Genomic DNA, 11688 nt, shown 5'->3' on the forward strand with positions numbered 1-11688 from the left:
CAAATAATTCCAGACTATTTCTGAGGCTTGCCAAGTATCGCAAACATATTTCTCTTATAGCTCTCTACCCCCGGCTGGTCGAAGGGGTTGATGGCTCCTATATAGCCGCTCACTCCGCAGGCAAACCAGAAAAAGTAGAACAGCTGTCCCAGTGTATATTCGTCCTGTCTGGGAAGGTCTATGCGCATGATGGGGACACCGCCCTCCTCATGTGCCGCGATGGTTCCTTCCATTGCCGCTTTGTTGACAAAATCTACCGTCTTATGGGCCAGATAGTTCAGTCCGTCCAGATCCTCCTCCTCAGCGGGGATCTCCACCGTGCGGGGGGATTCCTCCACATTCATCACAGTCTCGATCAGGATCCTTGCCCCGTCCTGCATGTACTGTCCCATGGAGTGAAGATCTGTGGTCAGATCCACTGCTGCCGGGAAGAGGCCTCTCTGGTTCTTTCCTTCGCTTTCCCCGTACAGCTGCTTCCACCACTCAGATACATAGTGAAGGCTCGTCTCATAGTTGGCCAGCACCTCCACAGCCTTTCCCTTTCTGAGAAGGATATTGCGGCAGGCCGCATACCGCACAGAAGGATTTTCTTCATAGGAAGCTTCCATAACCTGCCTTCTCATGTCTGCCGCCCCCTCAAGAAGCGCATCCACATCGGCCCCCGACACGGCGATGGGAAGAAGCCCCACTGCGGTCAGCACAGAGTATCGGCCTCCCACGTCGTCCGGAATGACAAAACAGGTGTACCCTTCCTTGTCAGCCATCTTTTTCAGCGCTCCGCGCTGTCTGTCGGTGGTGGCGTAGACCCTTTTGGCCGCCTCCTCCTTCCCGTATTTTTCCTCCAGCTTCTTTTTAAAGATGCGGAAGGCTACCGCGGACTCTGTGGTTGTCCCTGATTTCGAGATCACATTGATGGAGAAATCCTGATCGCCAAGAATGTCCATCAGATCCGCCAGGTATTTGGAGGAATTGGAATTTCCGCAGAAATAGATTTTCGGTGTCGTCCTCTCGTCGTCGGAGAGGCTGTTGTAAAAGCTGTGGTGTAAAAACTCAATGGCTGCCCTGGCTCCCAGATAAGAACCGCCGATGCCGATGACCAGAAGCACCCTGGAATCATTTTGGATTTTCCTGGCCGCCTCTTTGATCCTGCGCAGCTCATCTCTATCATATTGTTCCGGAAGATCCATCCACCCAAGGAAGTCGTTTCCCGCTCCCTCCCGTTTCATGAGGCGCTCTTTCGCCGCCTCCGCAGTGGCCTGGAAATTTTTAAATTCTTCGTCAGAGATCCAGTCCCTGACTCCCTCATCCACAAACTGTATTTGTTCCTTCATGACACTCGCTCCTTCTAACTGTTGACCACGTTGACCGGTTTTCCCTCCGCATACGCCTTCAGATTGTCATACGCGCAGTCCATGATCCTCTGTCTGCTCTCCTTCGGCGCCCAGGAAATGTGGGGCGTAATGATGCAGTTTTTCGCCTTCAAAAGCGGATTGTCCCCTCTGATGGGCTCTGTGGAGACAACGTCCAGTCCCGCCGCGGCAACCTTTCCTGTATTCAGGGCGTCCGCAAGGTCCTGCTCTACGACCAGCGGGCCCCGGGAATTGTTGATCAGGATGACCCCGTCCTTCATTTTGGCAATGTTTTCTTTATTGATGATCCCCTCGGTATCCGGGAAGAGCGGACAGTGGAGCGCGATCACATCCGACTGTGCCAGCAGCGTGTCCAGATCCACATACTCCGCGATCTGTTTTCCCGCCTCGTTCGGGTAAGAGTCGTAGGCGAGTACCCGCATCCCCAGCGCCTTTGCCAGCCTGCCGGTAGTCTGGCCGATACGCCCAAATCCAATGACTCCCATGGTCTTGCCATCCAGCTCGATAAGGGGATAGTCCCAGTAGCACCAGTCTTCGCAGTTTTCCCATTTTCCCTCATGCACGGTCCTGTCGTGATGACCAATATGGTGGCAGATCTCGAGCAGCAGCGCGATGGCGAACTGTCCCACTGAGGCTGTCCCGTATGTGGGCACGTTTGTGACAGGTATGCCCTTTTCCTTTGCGTATGTATAATCCACAACATTGTAGCCTGTGGCCAGCATACTGATCATGCGCATGTTCGGACAGGCGTCGATGACCTTCCTGGAGACAGGCGTCTTGTTGGTAAATACAACCTCCGCGTCACCGATCCTTCTGATGATCTCCTCCTCATCGTCCACCGGAGTCCTGTCATATACAGTCAGGTCACCAAACTCCTTCAGCTTATCCCAGCTCAGATCGCCGGGATTTTCTGTATATCCGTCTAATACTACTATTTTCATTCAACAAAACTCCCTTGATTGATCCTGTAAAGATCCTTTATTCTCGGATACAGATGTGTGTAGACCTGGTATCCCTTTTCATAGGCGTCCTTGTTCTCGTCACTGCTTTTGATCACCTTGTAAACGGTCTTTTTCACCTTGTCAGACGCCTCCACCGCATCCTTGTATATTCCGGCTCCCACTCCGGCCAGCAGAGCTGCTCCCACCGGCGCCGTGTCGTTCATATCCAGGATTTCAATATCCTTTCCTGTGATATCCGCTTTGATATGAGCCCACAGCTCGCTCTTTGCTCCGCCTCCTATGGAGGAAAATCCTGTCATCCTGTGGCCGGTCACCCGCTCCGCGATCTCACAGAGCTGACGAAGGCCATAACCGCAGCCTTCCATAACGGCACGGTTAAAATCCTTTCTGGAGCTTCGCAGGGACACGCCGAAAAACACGCCTCTTGCGTAGGAATCCCACACCGGGCTTCTCTCTCCCTGCATGTAGGGAAGGAATACAACTCCTCCCGCTCCCGGCTCCGACTGGGCCGCCTCCTCATTCATCAGCATAAACGCATTCCGATTACTGCCTGCTGCCCTCTCGTTCATATCACTACAGAATTTATCCCTGAACCACTGGTAGGCAGCCCCCGTGTAGGACATGGCCCCCTGGTAGATCCAGGTGCCTCTCACCACGTGACAGCGGTTGATAAAGCTCTCGTCAAAATTCGGCTTATCCACGCAGATCGTCAGGACATCCGTGGTCCCCACAGACTCGCAGGCATCCCCGTTTGCCTTTACCCCGGCCGCAAGAGTGGCGCAGGGTGTATCGGCTCCGCCGATCACGACGGGCGTTCCCTCCGGAATCCCCATCCTGATCATCTCCTTGTTGATAAGACCGCCCACTACATCCGCGGAGTCCATCAGCGGCGGCAGCTTCTCTTTTGGGATTCCTATCCTTTCGCAGAGGTAATCCGACCACTGGCCATCGTGCCCCTTCGCCGTCTCAAACAGATTGGTGTAGGAGGCGTTGGAGTAATCAATGGCATAGTTTCCTGTCATTTTCTGGGCCATGACCGTATTGACATGGCCAAAGTATTTTGTCTTCTCGTAGATATCCGGCAGATTTCTCTTGATCCAGAGCATGGAGGTTCCCGAATGGGCTCCGGACATACACTTGTTGGCTGTGATCTCAAACAGCTTCTTTTCCCCCACTGCATCCAGGATGATCTCAGCCTCCTTTGTGCTTCTCCTGTCGGAATAAATAATAGGATCTACAAGGATCTCCCCGTCTTCGCCAAACGCGGCCAGCCCCGGACAAAGGCTTGAGATTCCTATTCCGGCGATCTTTCCAGGATCGATCCCCTTTCCCTCGAACAGAAGTCTCATACACTTCAGATAGGCTTCCCACATGTCCTCCGTGTCAATCTGCACATAGTCCGGTTTTGGCGTGATCAGACGGTAAGAACTGCTGCTGATTCCCAGCAGATTGGCATCTTTGTCGATAATCGCCACTTTGATACTGGTCGTTCCCACATCGACGCCGAGTAAATATTCTTTTTCCATACAACATCCCGCCTGTAAAATTTTCCTTTAAAACTTAAAATTGATTGTGTCTAATTAAAACTGATCGTAGTTCTTATCGTTCTCAAGCTGTGCCAGCAGCTCTTTTGCCTCTTTTACGCTGTACCCCTCATGGATCATATATCTCAGGGCGATGACAAGGGCTGTTACATCCTTGTAATCCCATACAAAACGTCCCATTGTAACTCCACCTACTCCGCAGTCCATGGCGTCACGAGTCATCTGAAGGTAATCATCCAGTGTCTTGCAGGCATCGCCGCCCTGGATCACCACGCGGAAGGAGGAGGGCACGCAGGCGATTACTTTGGCCATGCTGTCAGGGTCTCCTGTATAGGTTGTCTTCACAACATCCATTCCAAGCTCGCAGGCGCTTCTCACACAGTAAGCGATATTCTCCCATGCGGTTCTCTTGTCAACCGGAACGCTCTCTCCCTTTGGATAAACATGTCCGATCAGAGGCATACCCATCTTGTCGCAATAGTCAGACACCTCGCCGATACGCTCGAACTGCTCGTTCTGGAAATCGCCCAGTGTCATAGCTCCCATAGATACAGCGTCAGCGCCCATTCTGATAGCAGCGTCCACAGATCCGAAAACGATATCATTTGTCGGAGCTGTCGGGGAATAGTTGGAGATTTTCTGCAGTACGGAAATTCCGGATCCAACGTGAGGTCCCCAGCATCTCTCCTGAATTCCCTTTGTCATTGTCATAGCGTCCGGTCTTCCGGCAACAATCTTGTCAATAGCTCCCTGGATATCGTGAATACCAGTCATCGGTGCAATTCCCCTTGAAATTGCGTGATCCACTGTGATCGCCATCATTTTATTGCTCTTCGGATTTACAAGTCTCGCAAGTCTTACTTCTTTTCCCATCATTGCCATTGTTCATACACTCCTTTTTCTTATATCTATTATTTACATTTTATGGCTTCCGGATATAGTTCCGGGTTGGCAAGCTTTTTGGCTACCGTTCATTTATGGTTCGATCTCCACCTTCAGGTCCGCTCCGCTCTTTACAGCTTCGTAGGCCTTCTGGAAATCTTCTATTTTAAATACGTTTGTGATGATCGGCTTCATATCTACCGCTCCGCTCATGACCATCTGGGCCGCCTCCTGGTAGTCCTGGCGCCTGTAGGCGCTGGAGCCGCACATCTTAATCTCACCGTAGTGGATCAGGTTCGGATCAATTTCTGCTTTCACACCTTTTGTAAATCCGGCGAACAGGCAGATGCTTCCATTCTTTCTGACAAGCTCGATGCTTGGATTGACCAGAGCCGGGATGCCGATAGCGACAATGACAACGTCCGCTCCCACGCCGTTTGTCTCACTCATCACGATTCCCTTTAAATCTTCATTTGCCGAGTCTACAACGATATCCGCTCCGCACTCAAGAGCCTTGCCGCGGCGGAACTCATTCAGCTCACTGACGATGACCTTCCGGGCGCCTGCTGCCTTTGCCAGCAGGGTATGCATCAGTCCGATAGGACCTGCCCCAACGATCACAACTACATCGTTGAATTTCACCCCTGCGTTTCTCTGCCCTCTCAGACAGCAGGAGAGAGGTTCGATCAGGGCTCCTTCTCCATAGGAAATATTATCAGTAAGTTTTACTACATTTCCGCCCCTGATTGCCACCTCCGGAATAAATACATACTCCGCAAATCCTCCGTCAAACTCGTAGCCGATGGCCTGTCTGTGGAGACATACATTGTCGTGGCCGCTGATGCACATCGCGCATGTGCCGTCCGGGATTACATTCTCCACAGCGACTCTGTCGCCAACGGAATATCCCTCGACCTCTGCCCCCACTTCACAGATCACGCCGCTGATCTCATGTCCGATAATGTGTCCGTAGCGCACATCCTTTGTCTTTTTTCCTTCAAGAATTCTTATATCTGTGCCACAGATTGCTGTCCTCTTCATCTCCAACAGCATATCTCTCGGACCAATCTGCGGCTTCGGATAATCTTCTACCGCAGTAAAGTCATTTGGGCCGTTTAAAACTACTGCTTTCATGTTTCTTCCTCCTACATATGTATTTCTTCTGTAATTGATACTAGCACAAATGTAGTAATTTTACAACATCATTTTCAAAATTTACTAATCTGCACAGTTTTATATCTCAGTTTTTCCCGTGTTTTTGTCTATTTATTACATTTTGCTGCTGATTTCCCCTGTTTTAGAATTTAGTTTTTTTACTTCTTTTAGATATAAAAAAAGAAACACTACATTTTTTATGATGTAGCGTTTCCTTTTTATATCCTATTCCTTATCGGAAGAAGTGGAGAGCCGAGTGGCGCTCATCGCCTCCAGCGATCTGTCATAATTTCGGAAAGCCATGATCGCCACCAGACAGTCGAGCACAGCTAGCTGCGCCAGTCTCACGCTGAAGGACTCTGACTCAAAGATCGTCTTCTCACTCACCGTGTACAGGCTCAGATCCGCCTGCTCCTCCAGAATATTTTTTGCTTTGGTTGTCAGAGTAATGATCCTTGCCCCGTTTCCATGGGCAATCTCCACTACCCGGGCCGTATGCCTGTTGCCCCCGGAGGCGGAAATCGCCAGGAGAACATCCCCCTTTCCAAGAAGCGAAGCCGTCATAAGCTGCAGATCCTTATCTTCATTTACCAGAGAAAACACTCCGATCTTCAGGAGCTTGTGCTGGAGATCCTTTGCGACAATACTGCTTCCCCCGGTTCCCACGATCATGATTTTCCTGGCAGAAAGCATATCTTCCGCAGCCTGTTCGACCACCTCCACGTTCATCTCCATACTAGTCTGCTGCAGCGCGGAGTTTTCTATAGAGAAAATCTTACTGCATATTTCCGAGGGACTGTCCTGGGCCGTCAGACTGGAATTATAAAGCTTAGGCGCGGGCACGCTCTCCAGCGCGGCATTGATCTTATACTCCTGAAAGCCCACATAGCCGATGCTTTTACAGAAACGAACAATAGACGCATCGCTGACGCCTATCTCTTCCGCCAGCTCCAGCAGTGTGCTGTGCAGTGTCTTTTCGAAATTTTTCAAAAAGTAGTCGGCGATTTTTCTCTCCGCCTTCTTAGTGTGCTCCCCCTCCAGCTTTTCGATCAGCCTCTCCTTACATCCCTTTTTATCGTTCATGGTTTACCCACCTCATTCTCTCTGTATTCTGATGTCTTTTCTATTATCTTAATAAAAAAGCAATTTTTTTACAACCCTTTCATTTCCCCGAATTCCTATATTTCCTCCCGGTTGACAATCCCCCTCTCTTTCCTTAGAATATAGTAGATGAGAGTGTGGAAATTGAGGTTTTTTACATGAAACGAGAAAAATTTTCCTCCCGGCTTGGCTTTGTTCTCATAAGCGCCGGGTGCGCCATCGGACTTGGTAACGTATGGCGCTTTCCTTACATCACAGGACAGTACGGGGGAGCTGCCTTTGTGATCATCTATCTGATATTCCTTGCCATCCTGGGCCTGCCCATCATGACAATGGAATTCTCTGTGGGACGGGCCTCCCAGAAGTCCGCCGCAAAGTCCTTTGAGGTTCTGGAGCCTGCCGGAACAAAATGGCACTGGACCAAGCTGATTCCCCTGATCGGCAACTACATGCTCATGATGTACTACACCACTGTAGGAGGATGGACGCTGGCCTATTTCTGGAAAATGGCCTCCGGCTCCATGGCCCACATGGACACCGCCCAGGTGGGAAACGCCTTTAGCGAGCTGCTGGCTGATCCCGCCCAGCAGGTGGGTTGGATGCTGGCTGTCACGGTCATCGGATTCCTCATCTGCTCCCGTGGACTCAAGGGCGGCGTTGAAAGAATATCCAAGTACATGATGGGACTTTTGTTTATCATCCTGATCGTGCTTGTGATACACAGCTTTTTCCTGGATGGAGCAAAGGAGGGACTTTCCTTCTACCTGATACCGGATTTTAAGACTGCGCTTGAAAATTATTCTCTCGGTGAGATCCTGTTCGCTGCCCTGGGGCAGTCCTTCTTCACCCTGAGCCTTGGGATCGGCGCGCTGGCGATCTTCGGAAGCTATATTGATAAACAGCACTCTCTCGTTTCCGAAAGTCTGAACGTAGTCATCCTGGACACCACCGTAGCCTTTTTGTCCGGACTTGTCATCTTCCCGGCCTGCTTTACCTACAACGTGGATGCGGGAAGCGGACCAAGCCTGATCTTCGTGACCCTGCCCCAGACCTTCAGTGAGATGGCCGGAGGACGCCTGTGGGGCGCTCTGTTCTTCATGTTCCTGGCATTTGCCGCCCTGACCACAGTCATTGCGGTCTTTGAAAATATCATCGCCTTTGCCATGGATTTTGGATGGCCCCGGAAGAAGGCTGTTCTCGTAAATATTATCGCCATCATGATCCTGTCTCTGCCCTGCGCTCTGGGCTTCAATGTGCTCAGCGGCTTCCAGCCCTTCGGAGCGGGCTCCACAGTTCAGGATCTGGAGGACTTTATCCTGTCCAACACCCTCCTGCCCCTTGGCTCCCTTCTGTACCTTCTGTTCTGTACAAGCCGGTACGCCTGGGGATGGGACAATTACTACAAGGAAGTAAACAGCGGAAAGGGGCTGAAGCTGCCAAAATGGACAAAGGGATACCTGACCTATATCCTTCCGCTTATCATTATTTTCATATTGATACAGGGATTTATTGAGAAGCTGGGCTTCCCGGCAAATTATCTGCTCCCGGCCCTCTGCCTAATCTATCCTCTGTACCTGCTTGTGCAGGCCCGGATCGTATACCGGAAATCCCGCGGACAGCGCTGATTTCTTATCGATATTGATTAGCTATCAATCGTCCATGGATAATGGATGATCCATGCACCGCCACTTCCCGGCGCTTTGAAAGGTGGAAAAACATATTATGATGAAATGTCCAAGATGCGGGCAGGAGCTGCGCAGAAGCCAGAGAGATCCCAGCTTTGGCCTCTGCGACAACTGCCGGAAAAAATTCAAGCTCATCCCGGAAGAAAAGAATGCTGACACAGACGAAGGCTTCGGAAATTTTGAGGACCGGGACCGTGAGAGCCGCGCCGGCGCAAAGCAAAGCGCCAGGCGCCGCCCCTCCCCTTCCGACATCCACTCATCGTCTCCATACAACTACGGCCAGGCTTCTGATCAGGAAACCAGTCAGACAACCGGTCAGAAAGCCCGCGGCACTGCTTCCACTGCGCAAAAGCGCGCTTCACAGCCGAGGACTTCCCGACAACAGACTCCGCGGCAACAGGCACCGCGACAGCAAACTCCTCCCCCCATGGCTATGGAGACCATGGAGGAGCCGGAAAAGAAGAAGAAAAAGGGCGGCTGCCTTCGGATTGTCCTGATCGTCCTTGCAATCCTTTTTCTGGCCGCGGTGGTAAAGGCAATTAAGGATCCGTCTGATGACAGCGGCAGCCGCTCGGACACCACTGAAAATACGTCAGATAACGCTTCTGACAACGCCTCCGTATCCTTCCAGGACGGCACCGTATCCAGCAAGTCACAGCTTGGATTGGAATAGCGAATGAACAGAAAAACGGGCAGACATCTGCCCGTTTTTTTATCTCTATAAATATCTTCTCTGTAAATCTCTGCCTGTCGGTTACATTTTCTCCAATCCGTGGATCCAGTCTGACTTCAGAAAATAAACAAGGAATACCACACTGCTCAGCGCCCAGGTCAGCGGATAAGCCCAGAACACGGTCCTGATGTCAGGAACGATGCGTACCGCGATACTGATGTAGCTGACACGGATCACACACCAGCAGATCATCATGACAAACATGGGTATCACAGACCTGCCCGCCCCCCGCAGGATACCTGCCATGCAGTGCGAGAAAGCCAGCAGAAAATAGAACCAGGTCACTGTCCTCGCCCACTGGACGCCATAGCCTACAGCCTCCGGACCTCCTCCAAAAGCTCCGATCAGCACCGGCGCCAGAAGATTGATGGCAAGTCCAATAATCTCCGCTATAGTGAGGGAGCATAACGCGCCAAACACAGCTCCCTTCTTCGCCCTCTCATACTCTCTGGCGCCCAGATTTTGACTGATAAATGTAGTCAGGGCCAGCGCAAAGCATGTGATGGGCAGAAATCCAAAGCCCTCGATCTTGGAATAGGATCCGCATCCCGCCACTGCCGTGGCGCCAAAGGCATTGATGTTGGACTGTACAAACACATTTGCCACTGAAATAATAGAGTTCTGCACCCCCGCCGGAACTCCGTTTTTTACGATCTGCTTCAACATCTGCCTATCCGGCCTGATTTCCCTTATCCTCAGCCGGAACACCTCATTTCCTTTTATCAGCTGACGCAGACAGAGAAAGGCGCTCAGAAACTGGGAAAGAATCGTGGCAAATGCCGCGGACCAGACGCCCATTCCCATTCCTCCCACAAACAGCAGATCCAGCACTATATTCGTAAAGGAGGAAATGATCAGGAAAAACAGCGGATGCCTGCTGTCCCCCAGAGCCTGCAGGATTCCCACAAAAAAATTGTACATGACAAAAGCCAGCGAGCCCGCAAAGTAGACCCGGAAGTAGGCTAGAGACTGGGGCAGCACTTCATCCGGGGTTCCCATGAGCACAAGAATGCGAGGCGCTGCCAGCACTCCCACGATAGTCAAAATGATACCGCACGCCACTCCAAAAGCAATCGTTGTGTGGATGGACTTTCTCAGGTTTTCACCATCCTCAGCCCCAAAATATTTTCCTGTAACTACGCCCGCACCGATGGCAATTCCATTAAAAAATCCCACCAGGAGAAAAATCAGATTTCCGGATGAACTGACGGCAGCCAAAGCATTATTTCCAAGAAAATTTCCAACGATTACGGAGTCCGCTGTATTGTAGAGCTGCTGAAAGAGATTGCCCCAGAAAAGCGGAATAGCAAATGCAATCAGTCGCCTCCAGATAGGACCGTCCGTCATAAGTGTTGCAGATGCGGCTTTGTCGGCCATAGTACATTCCCCCTGACTCAAATATTTCAGATACAGGAAAAATCAGCACTGCAGATACGCAGTGCTGATTTTTCCTCTCATCCCATGAGCGTGCGGGGATTCGAACCCCGGACAACTTGATTAAAAGTCAAGTGCTCTACCACCTGAGCTACACGCCCATATACAATTTTAAGAAAAAGAAAGTGCCCAGAACCGGAATCGAACCAGTGACACGAGGATTTTCAGTCCTCTGCTCTACCGACTGAGCTATCTGGGCATAGTTGCGGGGATAGGATTTGAACCTATGACCTTCGGGTTATGAGCCCGACGAGCTTCCAGACTGCTCCACCCCGCGTCAATATTTAACAATTTTTAGAAAATGAAAGCCGATGATCGGACTCGAACCGATAACCTGCTGATTACAAATCAGCTGCTCTGCCAATTGAGCCACATCGGCGTGCCATGGGCTGTCCGGTCAAAACCGGCAACAGATGTATTTCACATCTGAATGGATGGAGAAGGATTCGAACCTTCGAAGGCGTTGCCAACAGATTTACAGTCTGCCCCCTTTGGCCACTCGGGAATCCATCCATGTAATGGGGCCTATAGGGCTCGAACCTATGACCCTCTGCTTGTAAGGCAGATGCTCTCCCAGCTGAGCTAAGACCCCATACAACGACCCAGAAGAGACTCGAACTCTCGACCTCCGCCGTGACAGGGCGGCGCTCTAACCAACTGAGCCACTGGGCCATCTATATTGAAGATACCATGTACCTTCAAAACCACATACAAGAAATCTTCCATCCATTCTCTACCCGAACCTCTTTGGTTATGCCCTCGACCGATTAGTAACAGTCAGCTCCATGTGTTACCACACTTCCACCTCTGCCCTATCTACCT

Annotated in this window: 9 protein-coding genes and 7 tRNA genes; 2 read left to right on the forward strand and 14 right to left on the reverse strand. The window is 51.1% G+C overall.

From position 1 onward, the window contains the following. Window positions 1–14: 14 nt before the first annotated feature. The 6 genes from H7U36_RS07255 to H7U36_RS07280 form a co-directional block, all read right to left on the reverse strand. Window positions 15–1331 carry a glucose-6-phosphate isomerase gene (locus H7U36_RS07255; RefSeq protein WP_205155925.1) on the reverse strand — a complete coding sequence of 439 codons (1317 nt, stop codon included), beginning with the start codon at window positions 1329–1331 and terminating at the stop codon, window positions 15–17. 14 nt (window positions 1332–1345) lie between these two features. Further along, a complete protein-coding gene (locus tag H7U36_RS07260) occupies window positions 1346–2311 on the reverse strand; it encodes a D-2-hydroxyacid dehydrogenase (protein ID WP_033125743.1) in 966 nt (321 codons plus the stop codon). Next, on the reverse strand, window positions 2308–3858 hold the full coding sequence (locus H7U36_RS07265; protein WP_138304552.1) for a xylulokinase: 1551 nt from the start codon (window positions 3856–3858) through the stop codon (window positions 2308–2310). Before H7U36_RS07265 ends, H7U36_RS07260 begins: the two co-directional genes overlap by 4 nt. A 54-nt stretch (window positions 3859–3912) precedes the next feature. Continuing rightward, window positions 3913–4758: a class I fructose-bisphosphate aldolase gene (locus tag H7U36_RS07270; RefSeq protein ID WP_033125741.1), complete on the reverse strand. Its 846-nt coding sequence runs from the start codon at window positions 4756–4758 to the stop codon at window positions 3913–3915. A gap of 93 nt (window positions 4759–4851) precedes the next feature. Then, complete coding sequence (locus H7U36_RS07275) at window positions 4852–5892, reverse strand: zinc-dependent dehydrogenase (RefSeq protein ID WP_033125740.1); 1041 nt, start codon at window positions 5890–5892, stop codon at window positions 4852–4854. Between the two features lie 246 nt (window positions 5893–6138). After that, a complete protein-coding gene (locus H7U36_RS07280) occupies window positions 6139–6996 on the reverse strand; it encodes a MurR/RpiR family transcriptional regulator (RefSeq protein ID WP_138304553.1) in 858 nt (285 codons plus the stop codon). A 176-nt stretch (window positions 6997–7172) separates the two neighbouring features. Here H7U36_RS07280 and H7U36_RS07285 point away from each other — a divergent pair, with 176 nt between their 5' ends. Next, window positions 7173–8639 carry a sodium-dependent transporter gene (locus tag H7U36_RS07285; RefSeq protein WP_191493449.1) on the forward strand — a complete coding sequence of 489 codons (1467 nt, stop codon included), beginning with the start codon at window positions 7173–7175 and terminating at the stop codon, window positions 8637–8639. Between the two features lie 97 nt (window positions 8640–8736). Beyond that, on the forward strand, window positions 8737–9372 hold the full coding sequence (locus H7U36_RS07290; protein ID WP_147581178.1) for a hypothetical protein: 636 nt from the start codon (window positions 8737–8739) through the stop codon (window positions 9370–9372). Between the two features lie 81 nt (window positions 9373–9453). On the opposite strand, the gene H7U36_RS07295 is transcribed toward H7U36_RS07290, so the two are convergent. The 8 genes from H7U36_RS07295 to H7U36_RS07330 form a co-directional block, all read right to left on the reverse strand. Continuing rightward, the gene (locus H7U36_RS07295; RefSeq protein WP_033125735.1) at window positions 9454–10809 is read right to left on the reverse strand and encodes an MATE family efflux transporter; all 1356 of its coding nucleotides are present in this window, start codon (window positions 10807–10809) and stop codon (window positions 9454–9456) included. An 85-nt stretch (window positions 10810–10894) separates the two neighbouring features. Beyond that, window positions 10895–10967 (reverse strand) — tRNA-Lys (locus H7U36_RS07300). 25 nt (window positions 10968–10992) lie between these two features. Further along, window positions 10993–11065: transfer RNA gene (locus H7U36_RS07305), tRNA-Phe, on the reverse strand. A gap of 4 nt (window positions 11066–11069) precedes the next feature. Then, window positions 11070–11143: transfer RNA gene (locus H7U36_RS07310), tRNA-Met, on the reverse strand. A 29-nt stretch (window positions 11144–11172) separates the two neighbouring features. After that, a tRNA-Thr gene (locus H7U36_RS07315) sits at window positions 11173–11245 on the reverse strand. A 52-nt stretch (window positions 11246–11297) separates the two neighbouring features. Beyond that, window positions 11298–11379: transfer RNA gene (locus tag H7U36_RS07320), tRNA-Tyr, on the reverse strand. A gap of 6 nt (window positions 11380–11385) precedes the next feature. Next, window positions 11386–11458 (reverse strand) — tRNA-Val (locus H7U36_RS07325). A gap of 6 nt (window positions 11459–11464) precedes the next feature. Further along, window positions 11465–11538: transfer RNA gene (locus H7U36_RS07330), tRNA-Asp, on the reverse strand. Window positions 11539–11688 lie beyond the last annotated feature (150 nt).

Origin of the sequence: Faecalicatena fissicatena, assembly GCF_016900595.1 — a bacterium.
GTDB classification, from domain to species: domain Bacteria; phylum Bacillota; class Clostridia; order Lachnospirales; family Lachnospiraceae; genus Claveliimonas; species Claveliimonas intestinigallinarum.

What these genes read in the sequence shown, in the direction of transcription:
- H7U36_RS07295 (WP_033125735.1), bottom strand. Translation starts at nt 10,809, where the DNA reads ATGGCCGACAAAGCCGCATCTGCAACACTTATGACGGACGGTCCTATC.
- H7U36_RS07285 (WP_191493449.1), top strand. Translation starts at nt 7,173, where the DNA reads ATGAAACGAGAAAAATTTTCCTCCCGGCTTGGCTTTGTTCTCATAAGC.
- H7U36_RS07265 (WP_138304552.1), bottom strand. Translation starts at nt 3,858, where the DNA reads ATGGAAAAAGAATATTTACTCGGCGTCGATGTGGGAACGACCAGTATC.
- H7U36_RS07275 (WP_033125740.1), bottom strand. Translation starts at nt 5,892, where the DNA reads ATGAAAGCAGTAGTTTTAAACGGCCCAAATGACTTTACTGCGGTAGAA.
- H7U36_RS07290 (WP_147581178.1), top strand. Translation starts at nt 8,737, where the DNA reads ATGATGAAATGTCCAAGATGCGGGCAGGAGCTGCGCAGAAGCCAGAGA.
- H7U36_RS07255 (WP_205155925.1), bottom strand. Translation starts at nt 1,331, where the DNA reads ATGAAGGAACAAATACAGTTTGTGGATGAGGGAGTCAGGGACTGGATC.
- H7U36_RS07270 (WP_033125741.1), bottom strand. Translation starts at nt 4,758, where the DNA reads ATGGCAATGATGGGAAAAGAAGTAAGACTTGCGAGACTTGTAAATCCG.
- H7U36_RS07260 (WP_033125743.1), bottom strand. Translation starts at nt 2,311, where the DNA reads ATGAAAATAGTAGTATTAGACGGATATACAGAAAATCCCGGCGATCTG.
- H7U36_RS07280 (WP_138304553.1), bottom strand. Translation starts at nt 6,996, where the DNA reads ATGAACGATAAAAAGGGATGTAAGGAGAGGCTGATCGAAAAGCTGGAG.